The organism is Candidatus Puniceispirillum marinum IMCC1322 (assembly GCF_000024465.1).
In the GTDB taxonomy this organism is placed as follows: domain Bacteria; phylum Pseudomonadota; class Alphaproteobacteria; order Puniceispirillales; family Puniceispirillaceae; genus Puniceispirillum; species Puniceispirillum marinum.
The window spans coordinates 1,414,241-1,436,124 of the sequence record NC_014010.1; the positions used below are offsets into that span (position 1 = coordinate 1,414,241).

General features: G+C 39.2%; 18 protein-coding genes. 7 read left to right on the forward strand and 11 right to left on the reverse strand.

Features of this window, described 5'->3' with window-relative positions; genetic code table 11:
- Nucleotides 1–4 precede the first annotated feature (4 nt).
- On the reverse strand, nt 5–814 hold the full coding sequence (locus tag SAR116_RS06585; protein WP_041860815.1) for a PD-(D/E)XK nuclease family protein: 810 nt from the start codon (nt 812–814) through the stop codon (nt 5–7).
- 98 nt (nt 815–912) lie between these two features.
- Here SAR116_RS06585 and SAR116_RS06590 point away from each other — a divergent pair, with 98 nt between their 5' ends.
- Entirely contained in the window at nt 913–1,584 is a 672-nt protein-coding gene (locus SAR116_RS06590; RefSeq protein WP_013046155.1) for a hypothetical protein, read from the forward strand.
- A gap of 1 nt (nt 1,585) precedes the next feature.
- On the opposite strand, the gene SAR116_RS06595 is transcribed toward SAR116_RS06590, so the two are convergent.
- Nucleotides 1,586–2,122, reverse strand: a complete 537-nt coding sequence (locus tag SAR116_RS06595) for a hypothetical protein (RefSeq protein ID WP_013046156.1) — start codon at nt 2,120–2,122, stop codon at nt 1,586–1,588.
- Nucleotides 2,123–2,367: 245 nt separating this feature from the next.
- Between SAR116_RS06595 and SAR116_RS06600 the strand changes: the two genes are divergently transcribed.
- Complete coding sequence (locus SAR116_RS06600; RefSeq protein WP_041860817.1) at nt 2,368–2,568, forward strand: hypothetical protein; 201 nt, start codon at nt 2,368–2,370, stop codon at nt 2,566–2,568.
- A gap of 166 nt (nt 2,569–2,734) precedes the next feature.
- On the opposite strand, the gene SAR116_RS06605 is transcribed toward SAR116_RS06600, so the two are convergent.
- Entirely contained in the window at nt 2,735–3,283 is a 549-nt protein-coding gene (locus SAR116_RS06605) for a recombinase family protein (protein WP_013046158.1), read from the reverse strand.
- A 225-nt stretch (nt 3,284–3,508) separates the two neighbouring features.
- Between SAR116_RS06605 and SAR116_RS06610 the strand changes: the two genes are divergently transcribed.
- Entirely contained in the window at nt 3,509–4,720 is a 1,212-nt protein-coding gene (locus tag SAR116_RS06610; protein WP_041860818.1) for a tetratricopeptide repeat protein, read from the forward strand.
- A 110-nt stretch (nt 4,721–4,830) separates the two neighbouring features.
- Here SAR116_RS06610 and SAR116_RS06615 read toward each other — a convergent pair whose 3' ends face one another.
- A complete protein-coding gene (locus SAR116_RS06615) occupies nt 4,831–5,850 on the reverse strand; it encodes a hypothetical protein (RefSeq protein WP_013046160.1) in 1,020 nt (339 codons plus the stop codon).
- A gap of 168 nt (nt 5,851–6,018) precedes the next feature.
- Here SAR116_RS06615 and SAR116_RS06620 point away from each other — a divergent pair, with 168 nt between their 5' ends.
- Both SAR116_RS06620 and SAR116_RS06630 read left to right on the forward strand, forming a co-directional pair.
- Nucleotides 6,019–6,303, forward strand: coding sequence for a hypothetical protein (locus tag SAR116_RS06620; RefSeq protein ID WP_013046161.1), 285 nt, complete (start codon nt 6,019–6,021; stop codon nt 6,301–6,303).
- A gap of 404 nt (nt 6,304–6,707) precedes the next feature.
- Nucleotides 6,708–7,046: a hypothetical protein gene (locus SAR116_RS06630; RefSeq protein WP_148212265.1), complete on the forward strand. Its 339-nt coding sequence runs from the start codon at nt 6,708–6,710 to the stop codon at nt 7,044–7,046.
- A 285-nt stretch (nt 7,047–7,331) separates the two neighbouring features.
- Here SAR116_RS06630 and SAR116_RS06635 read toward each other — a convergent pair whose 3' ends face one another.
- Nucleotides 7,332–7,952 carry a TraR/DksA C4-type zinc finger protein gene (locus SAR116_RS06635; RefSeq protein ID WP_013046162.1) on the reverse strand — a complete coding sequence of 207 codons (621 nt, stop codon included), beginning with the start codon at nt 7,950–7,952 and terminating at the stop codon, nt 7,332–7,334.
- Nucleotides 7,953–8,106: 154 nt separating this feature from the next.
- Here SAR116_RS06635 and SAR116_RS06640 point away from each other — a divergent pair, with 154 nt between their 5' ends.
- Both SAR116_RS06640 and SAR116_RS06645 read left to right on the forward strand, forming a co-directional pair.
- Nucleotides 8,107–10,851: a UvrD-helicase domain-containing protein gene (locus tag SAR116_RS06640; RefSeq protein ID WP_013046163.1), complete on the forward strand. Its 2,745-nt coding sequence runs from the start codon at nt 8,107–8,109 to the stop codon at nt 10,849–10,851.
- 441 nt (nt 10,852–11,292) lie between these two features.
- Nucleotides 11,293–12,438 carry a DUF6538 domain-containing protein gene (locus SAR116_RS06645; RefSeq protein ID WP_013046164.1) on the forward strand — a complete coding sequence of 382 codons (1,146 nt, stop codon included), beginning with the start codon at nt 11,293–11,295 and terminating at the stop codon, nt 12,436–12,438.
- 672 nt (nt 12,439–13,110) lie between these two features.
- On the opposite strand, the gene SAR116_RS06655 is transcribed toward SAR116_RS06645, so the two are convergent.
- The 6 genes from SAR116_RS06655 to SAR116_RS06680 all read right to left on the reverse strand — a co-directional run bounded on the left by SAR116_RS06655 (nt 13,111) and on the right by SAR116_RS06680 (nt 21,883).
- Complete coding sequence (locus SAR116_RS06655) at nt 13,111–14,076, reverse strand: YonV C-terminus-related protein (RefSeq protein WP_013046165.1); 966 nt, start codon at nt 14,074–14,076, stop codon at nt 13,111–13,113.
- Nucleotides 14,077–14,684: 608 nt separating this feature from the next.
- On the reverse strand, nt 14,685–15,695 hold the full coding sequence (locus tag SAR116_RS13255; protein WP_013046166.1) for an AIPR family protein: 1,011 nt from the start codon (nt 15,693–15,695) through the stop codon (nt 14,685–14,687).
- Nucleotides 15,667–16,734, reverse strand: a complete 1,068-nt coding sequence (locus tag SAR116_RS13260) for an AIPR family protein (protein WP_013046167.1) — start codon at nt 16,732–16,734, stop codon at nt 15,667–15,669. Before SAR116_RS13260 ends, SAR116_RS13255 begins: the two co-directional genes overlap by 29 nt.
- Nucleotides 16,721–17,722, reverse strand: coding sequence for a PD-(D/E)XK motif protein (locus SAR116_RS06670; RefSeq protein ID WP_013046168.1), 1,002 nt, complete (start codon nt 17,720–17,722; stop codon nt 16,721–16,723). The genes SAR116_RS13260 and SAR116_RS06670 overlap by 14 nt, the downstream gene beginning before the upstream one ends.
- Nucleotides 17,715–20,414, reverse strand: a complete 2,700-nt coding sequence (locus SAR116_RS06675; protein WP_013046169.1) for a Z1 domain-containing protein — start codon at nt 20,412–20,414, stop codon at nt 17,715–17,717. Before SAR116_RS06675 ends, SAR116_RS06670 begins: the two co-directional genes overlap by 8 nt.
- On the reverse strand, nt 20,414–21,883 hold the full coding sequence (locus tag SAR116_RS06680; RefSeq protein ID WP_013046170.1) for an ATP-binding protein: 1,470 nt from the start codon (nt 21,881–21,883) through the stop codon (nt 20,414–20,416). Before SAR116_RS06680 ends, SAR116_RS06675 begins: the two co-directional genes overlap by 1 nt.
- Nucleotide 21,884: the final 1 nt, after the last annotated feature.

Below are 21,884 nucleotides of genomic sequence, written 5' to 3' on the forward strand. Positions count from 1 at the left end.
AGACTTATCCCTCAAATATCGCTCTTTGCCGCGCATATGCACAATTCTTACAACTTGGGTTCGCTGCTGGCATTTTGTTATCATTTAGTAAATTTATCATTTCAATAACCTTGCCATGAATCCAGTCTGAGTTCCATTTATAAGGTATTAAAACCTCCTGAAACTTCATCTCACCGTAAAAACCGTTTGCCATTCTATCTGCGTTACAAACAAGGAAATAAGCGGTGTCTTCAACTTCAAACCCCATCTGCTGAAGAAGATAGGCGTAGAAGTCCATCTGAACCTTGTAACCCTCTTTATATGGATCTGAGAGGTATGAATTAGGTTCTAGTTCTTTGGTGTTCGCTTGTGACTTGTAGTCTGCAACAACCAGTTTGCCGCTTTCAGTATTCTGCCAGATATCATCAACGCCACCTGTCAGGATGATGTTGGTATCCAAAAACCGTGTCATCAAACCATGGCGAAGTGAATCCCGCCATTTGTCCATGTCTGGATGTTGGAATGGAACGAGGTGCTCCAATCCATTTTCCAGAAACAAGCGGTGAGGTGTTTGAGTTGCACGACACTCATCAAATTCTTTTTTGAGAAGAAGGTCGGTGGTTTCGTTTAGCGTCCATCCGGGCGTTCCAGGCGAATCTAACCCCATCACCCTGTCCATATAGAAACATCGAGGACAGGTAAGAAAGTCAGAAAACTTACCTCTACTAATCTTGAAGTCTTCGCTTTGATTGGGTTTGTAGATAGATGATGCGCGAACTCTTTTACCGGTCGCAGGCACTAATTCTTTCTTACTGTTTCTCTTTAAGTCTATCAAAATCAAATCAACGTAAAAATGGCATTTATTTCAGATTGATAGTAACATCCTTCTGAAATATAGAAAATCCAATAAGTAAGTTTTTATGGTGTGCTCAAATGACAGATCCGCTGACTCCGAATGATAATTCTGGAATGAAATGGACAACAGAAGAAGATAAGCAACTCATTAGGTATCTAAATGTTAATCTTAAGCATGCGCAAATTGCTGAACTTATGGGCAGGACAGTCGCTTCTGTTTCAATGCGAGTTGCAAAACTCACTACTATTAAGGTTGAAACTGATGAAAAAAGAAGAGATTCCCAAAAACGTGAAGATGTGCGTTTTTTGATAGATGTTCTAAGAAACATCCATCCAATTACTGGAGAAACTCTTGAGGCAAATTCACCATGGAGGAATGAAGTTGTCGTTTCCGACATAAAAAAATATTTGGATGAAAACGAAACAATAAAACGTCACCCCAACCAATTACACATAGACAGTGGTGATTTTGTAAAGATTGAAGAATTAGAGTCGATGACATTCGTCAATGAAAAATGGAAAACTCTTGAATTTGACTTCCATTCATCAAGAGAACTTAATTTTCTTGAAGGCAAATTATTGAATAATAGATTCCCCTATACTGAAGAAGAATTTGCACTCGTTGAACATATGTATTCATCTCATAAAGACCTTAATGAATTAGAGCGTATATTCCAGCGTTCTAAATCCAGTCTGGTAAATATTCTCAAAAATAGAGGGATAGAATTTGAGGATGAAGTTGAACTCTAGTTCAACAAAAAAGGGGTTTTATTTGGGGTTTAAGAAGAGACGAATCCGTTTTTATGATTTCCATCAGTAGAACCTCCAACGCCTCTACATCAAATTTATTATGCTTCAGAGACTCGGTTGCTTTCTTTTTTTGTTTGGAGGTCAACAATTCATAAGTTTGATTTTTCTTCTCTAAGGCAGATTTCACGGTTTTGAACTTGGTAGATGTTTTTCCAGGCGCATAGTCAAAAGGCGCTGGAAAGTCTGTCAAACGCATTATAGATGCCAGAGAGTTAGGCAATCTTTTTGCTCCCCATCTTTTTGGATCTTTTCTGAACGGCGGTAGCGCGTCAAAATCGTCCTGCCGATAATCTCTGACCCAACGTTTTGCAACACGAAGAAGGTTGACGTATTTGAGATCAGGATAAAGTTTTGCTCCATCAGTAACCAAATCACGCAATAGATCCCTCTCAGGGATACTGTATGCGACAATAACTGAATGACTATCCGCTGATTGGAGAAGACTTTTTGCAAAACTCGATGGAGTTTGCACATCCATTTCATGCTCGCTTGCTAAACCCGATAGTCCTGGGTTCAAAGTAACCTGATTGAAGGCACCATTTTGCTTGATGCCCGCAATAAAAAACTCACCATTTTTGTGTCAGTCTCAAAATCTAAGTAAATATAATTCTTATTTTGAAAGTCCATTTCTGCCTACTCACCAAGAAGCAACTAAATCTGATACTAAAATTATCTTCATTACAATATTTTACCTACATAAATACCTCTGAAAGGAACAGAGGTATGGACATACATCAACTCAAACAACGCATAGACGCATCGGGTAAGAAACTCGTCACGCTCGGTAACGAATACATCAAATCAAAAGATGAGATTGCCGCACGCAAGGTGCTGGTGAAGATGTTTGGTGAGATTTCTCAACAGACATTGCTGCTGGGTGAACAGAACGCTCAGATGGATAGGAATCAAAGAGGATTAAAGTGACAATTTCCAGGACACAACTCATATAAGTGCGGAAAAGAATACAAAGTGACTCGCAAAAATCACCCTTAGCGGAAATCTGACAAAAACATTCAAAAAAAGGGTGCTCGGTGCCGTTTCAATACTGCAGCGTATCGACTTGTCAAATAAAATGCCTACCTAATCCCGTCTAGGCATCTCTGTAACGATAGACAGAGGCGACACCTATACCCAACTGTTTTGCAATCTGACTTGGTTTTAGACCTTCTTTTGCAAGTTCTATGATCTGTTTCTGTTTGCGTTTCGCAGTTGGGACACGACCTTTGAACTTACCTTCTCGTTTTGCCTTCTCAATACCTACCATTTGCCGTTCCAGAAGAATTTCCCTTTCAAACTGGTAGACTGCACCCAACATCGACAGGAGAAGTTTTCCAGTTGGGGTTTTGGTATCTAGATTCATATCGAGGATCTTAAAAGACACACCTTTTGCCTCAAGTTTTTCGACATTTTTCCAGAGATCACAGATTGACCGAGCAAATCTAGACAAGGTGGTAACAACGAGAGTGTCACCATCTCGTGCGAACTCAATTGCCTTTGAGAACTCTGGTCGTTTATTAGAAACACTTGAAACTTCTTCAGAGAAGATCTTCTCGCACCCTGTTTGGGTAAGTTTCTCGATTTGATCTTCCAAAGAGTATTTCTGGTGATCTGTCGAGGTTCTTGCGTAACCTATTTCCATAATTATCCTTATCAATAGACTATTAGACTATTTGATAATATCATTTTTATCAGTTAAATCAAGTCTAATGATAGGGTTTTGGAAAAAAATGCTGTTATCACATACCTTTAGTCGTGTGATACAGGAAGAATTCTGATGACCATTTTAGGTTTGGAAAAATTCGTGATAAGGTCGACTTAAGTCATTTTTTAATTTGAATACGATGGGTAAAGATAGCGTAGATTCATGACCAATGATGACATCAAGAAAATATCAAAAGATTCAGACCCTGACGCTCAATTTGAATTGGGATTTAAGAACTACATGGGCGTTGAACTTATTCATGGTAAGCGTGCGTATGTAGACCACGAGACAGCGTTTAACTGTTTTAAAATTGCTGCGGAAAAAGAACACCCAAAAGCATTATATTATCTCGCGCGAATGTTTGAAAAAGGTGAGCACGTAAACGCTGACCCCAACGAATCTCTTAAATATTATCAAAAATCATCAAAGGCAGGATTTGGTCCTGCTTCTGCCTTTCTGGGTCTGCAATTTGACTCTGGAAAACAGGTAAAAAGAGATGTGGAGAAAGCGTTTCAGTATTTTGAATTGGCGATACAACAGGGCGAAGAATCAGCAAATTATTTCAAAGGAAAATATTTACTTAATGGAGAATTAAAAGGTGGAAAACAAACAAAAGACGGCATTCGCTGCCTCGAAATTTCCGCACAGAAGGGTTATGTTCCAGCACAGTTTGACCTTGGCATGCTGTATATGGATGGTGTTGACGCCCTTCAAAATTATGAAAAAGGGATATACTGGTTAACAGAAGCAGCAAAAAAAGATAACCAAAAAGCGCAAAACAAACTTGCTCACTGTTACTATTACGGCATCGGTGTAGATGTGAACATGAATGGTGCTTACGGGTGGTGGAGAAGAGCAGCGGAACCTTTGAATGGAGCATTACCATCTGCAGAGGCGCTTATGAATTGTGGTATTTGTAACATGACTGGAAAGGGTGCCGAAAAAGATGTTAGCGGAGCGGAAAACTATCTTTTGAAAGCATCAAGATTAGGGTTACCTCATGCACAATTTTGTTTAGGTATACTCTATAAAGACCATGACGTTAAAATTCAGGCACATGCCTGGTTGAACATCGCAGCAACTGGCAAACATGAAAATGCAATTAAGGAAAGAAACCAGTTAGAAAAAAATATGACCCCGCTTGAAGTAAGAGAAGCGCAACAAATTGCTGAGAAAATCGCAAATCAAGAAATAAATGGTATAACCGCTGTATCCACAGAAAATATTAGAAGTAACGGCAAGGACGTTGTTGAAAAACTCAAAAAACTTGGTTTTTTTGTTCAAGACCAAGAACTATTAGAATCGCTGGGTGGAAACCCAAATGCTCTATCTGATGAAGAGTTTGAAGCAGTCTTTGGGGAGAGTAGGGATTAACGCTCCCTTCGGATAAATACCTAACCGTTCAACTCTTGGTATCGGCACCGATACACGACTTCCTATCATCATTACAGATAAGATAATTTTTTGGTTTTAACCTTCATTGTCTATTTTGAGGGTGGGGAAACACCGAATCGTCCATTACACACTTCAAGGAGATGCCAAACACCATGCATCTTGTTTTTGAGGATGAAGTTTCGTGCAGATTTATCTGTTGAGAACTTTGGACGCAGACCATCTCCTCGACTACTAAACTTGGAGTCATCTGTTTTCCGAATATAGATGTTGTTGTCGTAAAGGATTTCCTTTGGAGACCAACCTTTGAGGGTAAGAACCAGTGCATTGTAGTTGTTCTGAATCACATTAACTCTTGGACTCTTTCCACTGATCTTGAACTTTTTAGAGGTTTTTCCCTTCAATCTTACCGAAATCTCTTCATTCAAAAACTTTTGAATGTCTCTTCTTTGAGAAGTTTTATCGATACGGATATAAATGAAGTCATCATTATCAACCCAATCTTCTTTTGAGTTGAGAAAGGTGGGTGCATATCCTTCAAAGAGATGTGAGTGGGTTTTCCACCAGTTGTCGAAGGTTTGGTTAAGAACCTGATCTAAATCCCACCCCTTATATGCACTTCTCCTAACTTTTACCCTTTCAATCTGTTTCAGTTTCCAGACTGCTTCCCTGTCACCACCAGAGTGCTCACTCTTCTTTTTACCTTTTTTCTTCTTCTCAAACTCTACTTCCATCCTTTGGATGACATCTTTGGGTGCAAGTGAGTAGTTGCGAACTTCCATTTGGTTTTTAACTACAATGGAGACCTTCATTTCTTCTAGTTCCAGCGCCAGTTTCAAGTATCTGAACCACAGACGATATAACTGGATGCCTTTATCCAGAGTTTTTCCTGTTTCGATGTTTGTGCGTGCGGATGGACGGTTCTGTGATGCTTCGTCACTATAGACAACCGTTTTATCTCTATATGCCCGTCTTGCCGCACTCTCCATTGCGACCTCACTTGAATGAAGTAGTTCGATACCCTTTTCGGGAACATTTCCATTCACGAGACAGGAATAAGTCGATCTATCGAAAGGGGTCATTTCACCTTTGGTTTTCCATCTAAGTTTCATAAGTTTTACTCCAATTTTCTAAATTTTATTTGGGTATCGAAATAAAATCAATAAAATATATATTTTCGATACCCATAATTTAATGGGGTAAACTGTAAATACAAATTGAGGGAATTCCCCCTCAACAACTCGGGGTTCTCCAACCCCACAACTCATAAGGAGAAAAAAATGGAAACCTATAAAAAAGAAGCATTGGCAATTATTGAGGGAATAATGACCAAAGCAAATGAAGAAATATCAGATAAACTCGATGATCTTTTCGATGATATGGAATTTAGAGACTTTGTTGATCACGATGGAGAGATTAATGCACTGAAAGCATTCTATCATAAATTGATTGCAGACCAGTTAATCAACCAAGGTGTTACACCAGTTGATATACCCCTCAAATTTTACACTGCGGGCAATACTGGACTTCCAGTTCCCGTTGTTGATTTTGAGCAGGTTAAATAATCATGTGTAGGAAGGAAATCAGAACCATTCTGAGAGGTTTGCGTAAGTTAGCAGACCCACCTTCCTCATTTGAAATGGTTCAAAACAAGCACATTAGAGTTAAGTGGGACATGAAGAATGATTCAGGTGAGACAGTTACACTCAGAGCAACCATTGGATGGAGTCCAAGCGATCCATCTTGGTTCAAAAGTCACAAAAAACAAATGAAACGTAAATTTAAGGAGATGAACATATCCAGAGATATCGACTACATTTGAAAAAAATAGGGTATCGAAATAAAAATATTTTAATTTGTTAATTCGATATCCTCATTCATTTGCTTTAAGATGAATAAAGAAAGTGAGGAAATAATTCTTCACGAAACACAGAGGTTTTCCAACCTCACTACTTATAAGGAGAAAAAAATGGAAAAGAAAAGAACATCGGAAAAACAAGTCAGGGTTATCGGATTTCTGCAAGATGAACACGAAATACCGGATGTTGAGAAGTTCCCCCTTCCGGAAGATTATTTGAGCAAGTCTGGTTTTATTCCTAAAAACACAAGAGAAGATATGATGATGTTAAAAAACTCTTGGTGTGATGAATCAGGAAATGTTCATTTCTCTCCAAACTATGCACCTGATCCATTCATTGGAACAGATGGTGAGGTGTATTGTTTAATTGGAAACGAGACCATGAAAAACCAAAATCTTGTCTTGGATAAGATTTCAAAAGGCAATCAATTGTTGGGAAGGGTTGCATAATCATTTGCAAAAAAGGAAGTGAGAATAATCCTTAGGGGTTTGCATAAACATGCAGACCCACCTTCCTCTTTAAGATGGTTTAGAAATCCTAAATCCAGGTTAAATGGGAAATGAAGAATGAAACAGGTGAGGCAGTTCAGACGGGAGTAAAAATATCGTGGACACAAAGTTTGTTGATGCCTGGAATCGAAGTATTCAACCTGATTAGGAATAACAAGACACCCCCCCCAAAAACTGAGACAAGATTTGTAATCTATAAATGCAATAGAGACACCTCCTTAATTACTAAGAATTCGTCCTCCTCCAAGAATTACGATCTTTACGAAAGTCATCCCTACTTCCAAGAGGTTCTTCAATTCTCTGTTTTTCAAATGGCATCTTAGAAGCACATTCAGTGCACTGTTTTGCCTCCGAGATCGCTTCTAACCTTTTTGGATCAATTTGAACGCCACACTCATTGCAGTATCCGTCCTCAACAACCAATGAAATGGATATATTGTCCCCAACCAAAGCGTTTGGTTTCTTATGAACAACATCACATCCAAGTTTTGATAATCTGCTTCTTATTGCACCCTTGTTTCGCATCAATTCATCTGACATGACTGAAACGCTCAAACCGCGTTTCCACATATCAATCAATTGATCGTCATCCTCTTTTTCCCATTTTTTATAGGCATTTGGGTGTGTTTTTCTCTTGTCCTCGACATTATATGCTTTTTCCCTCGTGACAACCTGAGGGGTTTTGAGTTTTCGCGTAAAATCGATTAAATTTTCCATTGTCTCTCCTGACAACGAGAAGAGGGCACCTTTGTCTTCAGACAAAAATGTGTATTCTCCTGATGTGGGTTCAAAATACACAATCAGATCACCCTCTTCTGAGGAAATTTTTATCGTTTTTATTTCCATTCCCGATTTACGCATCTTTTGATAACATCATTTTAAATATCACGTTAGCAATAGTAACAATTTTATAATAACAAACTATTCAAACATCGCAAATGGCGTGGTGGGTAATGAATTTATAATTTAATGTAACGCAACGCACGGGTCAGTTTTTATTTTGTCTATTTTTACCAATACATGGTTGACCCCCAGTCACTCACTATTTTTCGTAAAGCAATATTGGTATCGATTTCGATATAAAAGTTACTTCGACACGATCGAAAAATTTCCCCTAACCGTAAAGCAACGACAATCAGTAATTGTCGATGAAAAAAGAAATCTCGTTATTGCAGGTGCAGGAACAGGCAAAACTTCAACAGTAGTTGGTAAGGTGGGTTTTTTAGTTAAAACCAAGAGAGCAAAACCCAATGAAATATTGGCAATTGCTTACAACCGGAATGCGGCAAGAGAACTTCGAGAACGAATAAAAGAGAAAGCAAAGGTTGAGGTAGAGGTTGGCACTTTTCATTCAATTGGAAAATCAATTCTTCACCAGTGTAAATTCCCAAGCAGACCTCATGAATTTGTAGACCAAGAAGAAAAACTCCATGAGTTTCTCAATCAAATTCTCCAGCGCTGCTTAAAATTAGGAGACTTTTCAGGTCTATATTTTGAGTATTTCAAAAAGCATGAATTTAGGAACATTGATGAAGTCAAGGATTTCAAAACAGAGCGTGAATATGCGAATTGGTTGCGCTCAAACAAACTCATCACATTGAATAATGAGCGTGTCAAAAGTCATGGTGAACTTTTGGTCGCTAACTTCCTATTTTCGAATGGCATCGAATACAAATACGAGAGTTTCTATTCACCTGATAATTCTATGCCTTTGGATGTAGATTATCGTCCAGATTTCTATCTGCCGAAGTATAGGATTTATCTCGAATATTTTGGAATAGATGAAGAAGGCAACACCGCTCCATACATCCCAAAAGACCAATACAACAGGGAAATGCAGTGGAAATTTGAAACCCATAGGCAAGGTAACACAAAGTTAATTGATCTTTACTTTCATCAAAAAAAGCATGGGGTTTTACTTCAAACACTCTTTGACAGATTGAAAGCACATGGCGTGAAATTTTCACCCATGCCTAAAAATCAATTGTTCCAAGTCATCAATGATACAAAGAAAGATCAAAGGTTTTTGAAACTTGTTAATGATTTTTTGAAACAGTTTAAAGAGAAGCAGAACACGGTTTCCATCCCCACTCTAATCAAGCGATCAAAAAATGATGAGCGAACACTTTTGTTCTTAAGAATTTTTGAAGTTTTGCTGAATGCTTACCAACAAGAACTTGCTGACAATCGGAAGATTGACTTTGGAGACATGATTTCAAGATCAGCAAAATTGGTTTCTGAAAATGAATCTCTGTCAAAATACAAATATATCATCATTGATGAATTTCAGGATATTTCTGATGGTCGCTATGATTTGATTACACAATTTCTAAAGCAGAATACAAAAACGAAGTTGTTTTGTGTCGGTGATGATTGGCAGGCGATTTACAGGTTCGCTGGTTCAGATCATAAAATCATGACAAATTTTGAAAAACTTTTTGGCATGACTACCACCCTCAAACTTGATCAAACTTTCCGTTATAACGACAAAATCGCATCGGTGAGCGAGCAGTTTATCACCCAAAACCCTAGTCAAATTAAGAAGGGTATGAAGACACTCACTTCAAAACCCACACCACAGGTTTTTATTCACTGGCATCAAAACAAACCAATAGATGCAATACAGCAATCCATTAAAAAAATCTTGAGAAACTACAGTGTAACCAACGAGACACTCCTAATACTGAGCAGATATAAACATAACCAATTCACAGGTTCAGAATTGAATGAAATGAAAAACCTTTGGACTGGTGGTGCCATCTCTCAAAGGACTGTTCATTCATCAAAAGGGTTAGAGGCAGATTTTGTTATAGTTGCCGATCTAATGGCAGACCAACTCGGTTTTCCAAGTGAAATTCAAGATGACCCAATCTTGAACCTAGTTCTTTCTGATGAGGACAATTTTCAGGACAGTGAAGAACGGCGTCTTTTATATGTAGCGCTAACTAGATCAAAACATCAAACTCATCTTATTGCAGACGCATCCTGCCCATCCCGCTTTGCAGAAGAATTAGCAAATGGACAATATCAAGTCACGGTCACAGGAGACCCAGATGCCGGGAAAAAATGCCCGGCATGCTCCGATGGGGTTTTACTAAAAAAGAGCGGCAAGAATGGTGAATTTTATTCCTGCTATAACTTTCCTGTATGTGACTTCAAACCCTTACAATGCTCTACTTGCAACGCTGATATAGTATTGAGAGAAATTGTTGACGATAACGAGATCGCAATTTGTCAATCTGATGATTGCAGAAGCATTCATGAATGCTGTGATAAATGCAATTTTGGAATTTTCGAACTTAGGAAGGGGCGATACGGTGATTATCTTGGTTGCCATAGAGGAAGGAAAAAATGCAAGCGGACTAAAAACATTCCACTCATAAAAAAGAAGTCAGAATTTGAACAGTGGTCAGACCACTTTGTAACATACATTTCGACAACCGTCTTTTCAGATGAATATGAGTTTTCTCATTCCTTTGACGCAGAGGAAGAAAATAAAACCATAAGCATCGATATTTCATTCAATAAGGACGGCATTGAGAAAGATTTTATGTCAGTCATCGTTGATTTGGATGGTTTCAAAATTCGGGTTCCAGACGCTATTTCATCGCCCAGAGATACAATCGAATTTGAAGAAGATCAGACTGCGTTTTCATTTATTGAAAATGAGATTAACCAGAGGAGAACTTTGTTTGGGATCCCTCATCCTTCTGATAGCAACGAATTGGATGATATTGACGAATAGCGACAACAGAATAACCGCTGGCATCAAGAAGACGAACAACCAGACATTTATTTCTTCGTAAGTGACACCCAGCAAACCAGCGACCTCATACAACAAGCGCACACAGTAGTTAAAGGTTACATCAATCCAATAGATTCCAGAGTTTGCCATACCCGTCTCCCAAAAAGGAAGATAGTTGCCGAAAATCGAGACAAAAATATGTAGAAAACAAGTCTAAATATTGTCAGATTAAATACACAATTAATACACACAGATATTTTTTATAATTTAATTAACTGTATTATATATTTTATTTTTATAGACTTTTTCCTCCGAAGGCAGAGGTCAGAGGTTCGAATCCTCTCGGGTGCGCCATAACTCCCCAATATACCCCAAGTTCACTGCAGCTAACCCAAGGTTTTCTCTGGTTTTCTAGAGTTAACGCTGAGTGGGGGTGGGTCTATGGTATACCACAGAGTTGCACATTATTTATGGCTGAAGGGTGAAACCTATTACTTCAATAGGCGGGTGCCGAAGGATGTTCAGTCTCATTATAAGTGCAAACGTATCATCATTTGCCTGAAGACAACCCGCAAAGATACCGCCCTGCGGACTGCAAGGTCTCTTGCACAAAGACTAGAGGACTACTGGCTATCTTTACGGCTAGCGAAGATTGAAATCCCTGCCCTGCATCTCATGCATCAACGCCCCATAACAGGGGCGTCTCAAACGGATATCAATTTAAAAGATGCGCTGTCACTCTATCTGCGCTTGAAGGGTTCAGGAAAGGGGGCGTCTTTTCACAGATCAGCTGAGCGAAATATTCAATCTGTTATCGAGGTGTTGGGTGATCGCCCTTTAGATGGCTACAACTCATCAGATGCGGCATCCTATCGTGACTTTCTGTTGGCCAAAGGACTTACTACAGCATCTGTGAAACGAAACTTTGCGACTATCCGTTCTATCATCAACCTGAGCATTCAAGAGCATGGTTTAGATTTTAAAAATGTATTCTCAAAAGTGTATTTGCCAGACCTTGATGACAGCTTGAAACGCAAACCTATCCCACTTGAAGTTATCAGGATAATTCAAAATGAGTGCAAAGAACTTGATGATGAACCAAGATGGTTGGTCGCACTAATTGCTGATACAGGGATGCGTTTATCAGAAGCAGCAGGATTGCACATTGACGATATCAAGGTCGATTGCGAAATACCTTATATTGACCTTAAACCATACCCTTGGAGGAGTCTAAAGACTAGAGGTAGCCGGAGACAGATTCCCCTTATCGGCAGTGCTCTATGGGCTGCAAAGCGTTTACTTGAATCAAATACTGTGAGCCCTCATGCCTTCCCTAAATATACTGATGACAAATCGACCAATGCCAACTCAGCATCAGCCGCTATCAACAAATGGCTTAAGCCAAGAGTGCCAGAGGGGTGTGTCATACATTCCTTCAGACACTCGCTCAGAGACCGTCTCAGGGTTACTCAGTGTCCGGCTGATATGATTGACCAGATAGGAGGTTGGTCTACCGCAGGAGTGGGTCAGGGATATGGAGAGGGCTACTCTATTAATTTGCTCCACAGGAGCCTGGTGAAAATTTAATAATTGCTCAAAGCTTGAGGATTGGTATTAATCTTCAACCTTACTAATAAAACTTTGGGCATATTTAGTTTCCAGATATTTTGTTACTACCAATGGTCCTAAAATTAGAACAAATCTAGTTACATCAGTAATAAACGCATTTTCGAAGTTAAAATATACTTTCGTTAAATGCTGAGCAGCGAAGTAATACATGATTACTTGGATAATAGCGGATAAATAGTTTCCATATCTGTTGAATATTGAGCTCATATGACCACCCCCACTCAGCGTTAACTCTAGAAAACCAGAGAAAACCTTGGGTTAGCTGCAGTGAACTTGGGGTATATTGGGGAGTTATGGCGCACCCGAGACGGGTTCATTTCCCTAATACTGCGCTAACTTAGAGTAAACTCAAGTCATACCGCCAGTTTAAGAGACCACCACCAGCTGTCAACAGGCGCATTTGGTATACCCTGTGTACACCAAGCGGTTTCCTCAAGCTCACCCTAGTTCTTCCCAAGCTTCTCCTAGAACCCACCCATGCCCCTCTTATGTGTCTTGTGGGGTATTTTTTCCTGCAGGACAGACATAAGGGGGGACGGGGGAAAACAGCATAAGGCTGCTCCTTGATAGGGCTCTGAGATTTTTTGGGGCAAACTAGAGTGGGGACTTGAGAGAGGCTTGGGATAGAACTTATGCGGCTATGGAGACAGCAGGATGAGTTGAAGTAATGGGGGTGTTCAGCCAGTCTTCAAACAAGCCTCTCATGCGAGGAGACGGAATATAAAGCGTGATAGGCTCAACCCTTCTTATCCGAGACCGCCAAACCCATTGTATCAATTCAGTGAGTGCATACGCATCACTCATTTGCCTATTGGCGGCTCCAAGCCAGCGACCAACATAGGGGTTGATATACTGGTCATAGAGGTAGACTAGATGAGAGCAATGTGCATAGTCGTTTGTGCCTCTTGTGGTGTTGGGTATCCAGTTGGCCTCAAAGAAGCGTGCACCTTTTGAAAACCCTGTAGAAAGAGGCCTATCATCATTGCCCTTTTGCCATTGGCTTTTTGTACAAGTGATAATTACATCTTGTAAATCGATACCCCTTAATTCGCCATAACGTAGCGTCTTCAAAGCAGAGGCTACCTTCTTTTCAGTGGCTCGTTTACCCTCCAATTTGGTCTGACCTGTATGAGTAAAATTAAATCGTTCCAAGTTAGGAAGTGTCTTTACTGTAATTAACTCCTTTGCCTGACAACGAAACTTTTCCTCTTCTTCAGTATTTCTCTCAATTTCCACCCCAACATTAAATTTTTCCAAAAATGGGAGCAAGAGTGAGCCTTGAGACATAAAAGTTAGAATAGTCATTGAACGACACGACGTTAGCAATTCAGTAGGCAATACCCAAATGAATAAAGTTTCATCTAGAAGATATAAGAACCCACTTTTAGAAAAATGATAGAGTTTTTCATCGAGTGTATCTGAGACAGCTTCATGGTCTCTATCCCATTTTTCAGTCGCAAATACTTTTCCATTTTCATCAACTTCTATATAGCCATTGCCGATATAAAATTCCTTCAAGGAGCGTTTGTGTTTATTCTGAATAGATTCACAAACATTGGGCACTTCATCGATGATAATGTGGTAGTCAGATAACAACCCTTCACGAGCAAGAGAGACAATAGCTGAATAGAGCTGGTGACGATATTCTTGCCTTCAAGAAGGAGGGTTTCTAAGCCTTCATATTTGGTTCTATGCTGATTGTCTTCGTCCCCATTAGGCTGGTGAAAGGATACATGAGACAGTGAGATGATACGCTCAACCTCAGACAAGAGAGGGACAACGATGAGGTATTTTTTGTCATAAGATAGACCTTCAATCATTTTAGATGTTTTTCCTGAACCACATGGATAGTCTTTGATAAGTATTTTTCCGTTTTGCATATATTTACCTTTATTTGATGGCAATAGTGAAGTGTTCCCAGACATAAAGCGTGTCTAGGTGACTTTTTATCTATCTGATTTTTATTGAATTTTTTACGATTTCCCTTATAAGAAAAACATACAGAAACATCTAATCAAAGCTGTCTCTTCTAATGGGTGTCGTAAGTCTTAGACCAAATTTATGCAGAGAGAACTTCGATAATTTTTGTCTCTCTCTAGTACGGGTCGTAAGTCGAAATGGCGTCAGCTTTGTGACTTGAGCACCTCTTCTAGTCCAGGGTGTAAGTTACAACCAAACGCCTAATGAATAAATTTAATTTTAATCTAGATTTCGAAACCTTCTTGGCGAACTTTTTCTAAGACTTTCATCAACAGTTTTGTTTGAACTGTAGTCGGCACTTTACCTTTAAGAATTCTTGATATTGCCATATCTTGTTCTGGAGTTATAAGTCTATTCGCCATAGCGTAATTTTGCACTTCTTGCCATTTAGACCCAAGTTGGAATACCAACACCTCAGCGGATACCTCATTGTCTAGCTTTTGGGTCTTACGAGAATCTCGCTTTTCTTCCTTGATCATGTCGTGAGATTTGGTAACGCTTTCTAATAAATCAGGTGCTAGATCGATTTCCATCCTCTCTACACCAGCCCAGCATGCTTGCTTCTTACACCACTCCGTAACATTCCGAACGTTATCGGGTGTCTGCTGAATTTTTATAGCGATTTCCTTTGTTACCTTCTCGAAGCAGGAAATTAAATCATTAGACATCGTTTGAGCATTCCAAACCATTGTTAAGTCGATGCCAGAATTCTTTTTAGCTTTGAGAAATGAAGACAGCCAAGAAAGAGAATACGTTACAATATTAGCTTTATATCCACCTTGGTACCATTCAGCAGACATAACCATTTTATCCACTTCTTTAAAAATAATGGCTTTCGCTACCGCATCTTTAAACCATTGCTCACTAAAATATGCATCATCCTTCTCCCAAGTTTTGGCAATTTCAGATGCAAAGGAGATAAAGTTTTTCTGAGCACCTTGACTAACGATATGAGGTTTCCCTGCGAAAGATACTTCATATTTTGCTAAATCAGTTTTGGTGAACATTTGTTGGCGGGGATATTCAGTCAAGAATTGCTTTCGCTTTGCTTCACTTAAATAAGCTTGTCCATCTTTATACTGTCCCCTAGCTCTCTCATAGAACCATTTGCTCTGGGCAAATTGTCCATCTCTTGGGGGAGAGCTAATTCTCCTAGAAAATGTTTCTATTCGGACATGGAATGGATGGTTTGAGAAGAAATCGGCCTCACTTAACTCTATTCTGAGTATTCGCAAATCGGGAGATTTTTGGCACTACTTCGTCAATTCGTTCTTCTGAAATCACAGATAATTTAACTTGAATAAACACCTCTGAGAGATCGGTTTTATCTTTGTCACGAGCATAGAGCATTGAGGCTGTAGTTTGACCACCATTTACAATTTGAAGGTTTTTGATCGAAGTAATTTTTTCGATACCATCAGAACTCGTTGATATCTCTACCCCTGATGCTGTTGCTGTGAGGCCATTGTTATAAGCAAAAAACATCTCCGGTTCCTGTTTAAGGGTATTTTGAATTCCCTTATTCACCTTTCCTCTTGCTTGAAGAAACGTCCTAACATTCTGTTCAAGCAATCTTGCCCCGTATTCTGAATATATCTTTGCTAATAAATTACCTGGAATTGCGAGCAAGTAAGCCTCATAGTCACCTGCATCTTTTGCTGCCGATAGGAACGGTAACGGATGACCACCTAATTCAACTATATCAATTTCTACTGGTTCGTTGCCAGTTCTGGAATGCACGATATCAAAATAGCGGCTAAAGTCTAATACGTTGTATGATAGCGTGATATTATCAATTTTTTTATTTTCTAAACCTTTTAAGCGAGTAGATATTTCAGCGTTTGAAAATAAGATTAACCGTATCCTTGATATTGATCTTTTTTCAGTCATCAACAGATATGCAAGTTGGAAACCAGCACTACTTTCTTCCATGCTGCTTACATAATTAGGAAGAAAGGAATTCGAAATGAACGTCTCGGCTCTCTTAAAAGCCGTGGTTATGTCCGATGCATTAAGCTTTTGAATATCAGGGTTATTTCTGAAATCACAAATTGCAATTGTAATAGTTCCCGTCTCTTGCTCAAAATGATAGCCATCTACTTTAGCCCCTTGAGACCTATGTGGCGTATAGTCTAAGGCCTCTACGTCACCATTTTCAGATGCAATTTCTTCAAACATTTCAAACATTGAAGCCAGCATCCAATCACCACCACTATCGGCTCGAATGGTAGCTTCCGCAAAAAATTCTTTATGGAATTCCTCAAGCTTGCTCATTTCTAAAGACCTCGCCTAAAAACTGATTTTCAGAAATACTCAAATGTGATGCTAAGCCAATGTCGACCACATATCTTGCAGAAATTATCTCTGACGGTGTGGAAGAGCGCTTTATTCTAGGGAAAGCGTCACTTACCTTGAAGAAGGTTCTTTGAGCCAATTCGTATGCCACTTCATCATAGGCTGGATCTGCTTCAAATCCTATTTCGAGCAGTATCGTTTTAAAACTATCCATTGCAAATATATCGGAATCAATTTTCGAAGAAATTTCGGAAACTATCGCATTTAAAGTCCTGCTTATGCCTGACTTATGTTCGTTTGCTGCGAATGTCTGATGCACCAACCAAATATATCCTGAGATATCATCTAGCTGCTCTAGTGAGTTAATTTGAATTTTGCTATCTGAGGTGCTGAATTGTGATTTCACCTCGACTAAATGTTCACCAAAACCAAAATCTTGTTCACTTCCGGAAGGACCACGCCATGTTGCAATTGCGGTAATAGGCTTAAAATTTTCCAAAAAATACTCATTTAAAATTGATAGTTCACCAAATAAACCAAGTTGCTCTGAATTTGACAATAAATCAGATTTCTTCTTACCCAACAGTTCTTGCCATCTTTTTAACCTCGCATTGATAGCTAGGACAACTGTAGAAGGTTTTTTAGCATCTATTGTTCGGGTTGAGGCAACAAGGTCATTACAAATCGTGCGAAATATGTCCCTTGATGGGTCATCAATTAATTTTATGATTAGATTAAATTGCTTCTCATTGGATATGTGTTGTTCGAGTAAAATGCCTTTCAACTTAACTTCATCAATTTTAACTTTCGTATCTGAAGCACAAGAAAAAATTAGGCAGCATTGCCCAAGGTCATTTTTGGCCCAATAAAAACTATGACTGGTAGGTGTTGCAACTCGTCTTGATGAGTAGCTGTTTGGTTTGTCAGGGATACTTAGGTGACTCCACGGATTTGTCTCATCATGCATCGTAGGTCTCCATGTCATCATCCGTATCATCAAAATCAGGATCGTCAAAAAGATTGAGTTGTGACCAAACTTCGTTTGCCATGTATTTTCTCTCAGGAGAGTAAGTGCTTGTTCCTGGAAAACACACACTCAAGGAAACACAAGTCTCTTTTTCCCCAAGCATTGCGGCTTGAAAATAATGTAAAATGAGTATTGGTCTCGTCCGCTTCGAATTACATTCCCAATCTGCTTTTAGATCTTTTTCATTAATGGATTTATTTAACCCAAATAATGAATCACGCCTGTCTGCGACACGATTGGACTTCCCGGTAATTCGATAGATTTTTCCAGACTGTTCTAATTTTCCACTTATTCTTTTCCGGAGCTTAAGAGTAAGTGCTTCAAGTGTATTAAAATCTTCTTCGCCGGAGTTTGATTCTGGCACACAGACGTCCCAATCTAACAATTCGTCCGGTCGGTCATCCAAATAGTCTAAGACCAGAGAAGTGCCGCCATTTCTTACCGATAACTCTTTGCATATATCAGGAAAATGAAATTTCGATAATAATTCACGAACAGTGGACTTATCCACATTATCCCAAAACAACCTAGGTCTATAGTGTGAGTGTTTGTCAGAAGTAGGCCCAAGTTCTCTCACAAAATTCTTAACTAAGTTTAAATTTTTGAAATTTATACTTTCACTTGTGAATATAGCGTGGCCTTCAACATGTTTTTTCTCAAAACTAATGGACAAAGAAATTGGAACAGCTGCACTCATTTTATTCGCTGCTGTGATTCTAATGGCAGCAGGATGTTCTCTTACTTTTAAACCAAATTCTTTTGGGGTTTTTCCCTCACTTTCCATCAACTTTATTTCACTCCGCAACTCATCAGTAGCGTAGGTAATGTATTCGTAATAATCTCGGGCAAAATCTGGTATGTAAAGTCTGCACAAATGCTCATACCTAGGCCTATATCCAAACCATCTGCCCATTTGCATCAAGGTATCGTAAGCAGATGGATTGCGGAGGATATATGACACACAAAGTCCTTCTAGGGTAAGGCCTCTAGAGAGTGCCAAGCCACCTACTGCGATTACATGCAAACCTGTTTCTTCATGCTTGTCATATTCAATACCACCACCTCTCATATTCACAATTTGAATGCTTATTGTTGAAACAGCCTTCACTAATGTTGCCTTAACAGAAGACCAATCAGGAATCACTTCACCACTATCAGTATCAACAAATTCACGTTCAAAAAGATCGTATATTTCTTTTAAAAACTGGGAATTTCTTTCACCAGAAATTGAATGGCTGTGCAACTTTACGTCATCAGACAATCTTGTCAGATACTGATGAATTTTGCCGCTAACTGCATCTTGAACCGAATTAAATCTGGAGACATTTACCATCATGGTACAATGCTTATGCCCATCTCCATTTATAATCCTGATACATCTAACCAAGATAAATACAATAACAGCCTCTTCTAAAGACTTAGGCAGTTCGTCTATTTCTGTGTGGTTTTTATGTTTTACAGGAAGAATGTCTTCATAATCGTTAGGTTCTCTGACCATTAAAGAGGACAAATCACCATCATGAGAAAATATTCTAGAGGGTCCTACATAATTATCCGGCGCTTCTAATACTTTTATAAAATCACTTGGAAATAAATCTTGAGAGGACATTTCATCAGAGCTGTCAGGGCTGATGAATATATTAGCAAATGGCGTGGCTGTATACGCAACATAAGAAGCTTTGTTGAATTGGTTCAATATTGCACGAATTCCCTCGTTAATTCGGGTGACTTCACCTTTTTGTTTTTTTGTATTTATTGAAGCGTTGTCAGCTTCGTCATCAATCAACAATAATGGATGATCAATTCCTCCGTTTGGATAATAAAGTTTAAGCCATTCAAGTAAGTTAGCTAAAGTTGATGGATTTTTTTTTGTAGTGAAAATCACTGGCTGATCCAAACTCTGGATAGGAACGCCAAATGAATTTGCTGATTTTAAGCTAAAGTCCTGTGCTAACGTAGTTCCAAAAAGTGGCCATTTATCATCCCCATTGGAGGCGTACAGAGCAGCCCCAATTTTTTCTGATTTAATGCCTTTACCGAATTCTGCTCGCCTCCCAATAAATGCGTGATCAATACGATCCTGTGTTTGGCGACGCAGAGAATTAGTTATCCCTGTAAGCAAAATGATTACTTTGTAGCCAGCATCTGCCGCTTTGCAAATCAATGACGAATAACTTGAAGTCTTGCCCGATTGAACATGACCAACAACCATGCCTCTTCTCTGGAACTTTTGAACAGATGGGTCTCCAGCATAGTCCAAAATACTATCGGTATCTTGGTCAAGGGTCATGATAACTTGGGGTGGGAGCCGAACGCCTTGCTCTAAATATCGCCTGAATCTGTCCCAAAAATAAAAGTCTATTTCTGCCTTTTTTTGCACCAGCCAAGGCTTGTGAGTTTCAGAAACAATTGCACTCCCGAATGATTGTTGAACCTCAAACTGCTGCTCAAAATGTCTGGCAAGTTTTTCTACTGCATCTTCGCTATATTCTGCGTTAGTTAGTGCAAAAATTGCTTTCCCGTTTTGAATAATTTCACGTATTTTTTCAGGTGTTCTCTGCTGTGTTTCCTGTTTCTGAATCATTTGTTGAAAAAAGGAAATTATTTCGGGGTATTTATCAATCTCGAACATTATTTGTTTCCTGATTCATTTAGTGCGGCAGTAATGATCTCGATGTAATCTGAAAAAGGAGCAGTTGTTTTAATAACATCAAAAACCTCTTCTTTTGACAATCCACTTTGTTTCAAGCCCTCAGATAACTCTTTTACTAAGCGCACAATTTCCTCAGGTTCTGTTTCTGCTTGGACGATATTGTTTGGGTTTTCTGAAAAATCAGTGTGAATAGCTTCGACAGGAAACCCAGACGCAATAATTCTAAGAATATCCGTAAAATGACTTTTTTGGGATGAAGATAGTGTCTCTACAAAATTAGAGATGCCACGATTATCGGTGTTGACTGTAAATTGGATTCTGCCCTTCGTTACTGTCCGATTCCAGACAGGACTGACATCAGTTCGATGGATTTTACTGCCACGTTGCCGATAGACCCGAGAAGATTGATTGCTTATTTTTTCTGTTAGATCCCTTAATCTTCTTTTGAGTGTGGTGGGGATTTGTGCATCTGACTTGTCGACTGTAATCCGCCATTGAGCATCAAGAGTATTTGGAATATCAACCATCACTCTCGCCAATTTTGATAATTCACCATGTCTAAATAATTTAAACCAAGTGCCATGAATAATCAGCCTACGGTTTCTATAAACATAGAACCCTTGGTTGCGAACATACCCTTCTTCTCCTGCCAATCTCTCATATTCATTTGGAGGAAGCTTAGAAAAATGTGGGAGGATATAAGGTGTGATGACAACCTTTGACCCAGTTACTGAGAGCGTTTCAGTATCAAGTTGTTGAGTTGCGGGGTGGTTCCTTTTAAAGGGATCGTGTGGTTCTAATTTTATGCCATTTAGATAAAGCATAATCGACTTTTTTGTTAGAGAGGTCTGCTTTTCCATATAGCGATGAAAAATTAGAGAGAGCTGATCTGCTGAGGAAATGAGAAGCCTGTTAAAATCTTCTGAGGACATAGCTCCGTCTTCAGTAACACGGTCAAGCTTCCGCCAGATAACTTCCGTAACAGTCTCGAAGATAGGGTTTTCAATGAAGTGTGCGTTTGCCTCTTCATCCGAATAGCACAACATTGTCCAATCCGAAATTGAATCTAAATCCCAATTGGCGGCAAATACTTTGCCATCTTTCTTTGAAATTACTGTTAAATTTCGTGCTTGAGAAAATGAGGCGGTCTTTAAGCCTAATCCAAACCGTCCGAGGTCATCTGGACTTCTGTCTTCCAGTGGATTTTTTGATGCAGGACGCATGGCATTTTTGAGTTCATCTTCACTCATACCTTGTCCGTCATCAGCTATTCGTATGAAAGAAACATCACCATCATAGGAGCAATCAATAGAAACCTTGGTTGCACCTGCTGTTATGCTATTATCGATTAAATCAGCCAAAGCAGCGGCAAGATCATAATTGCCAAAACTTCTAGAGGCCTCCATCAACGCAGACGCATCTGGAGGATTTGATATTAACAAAGCCAAA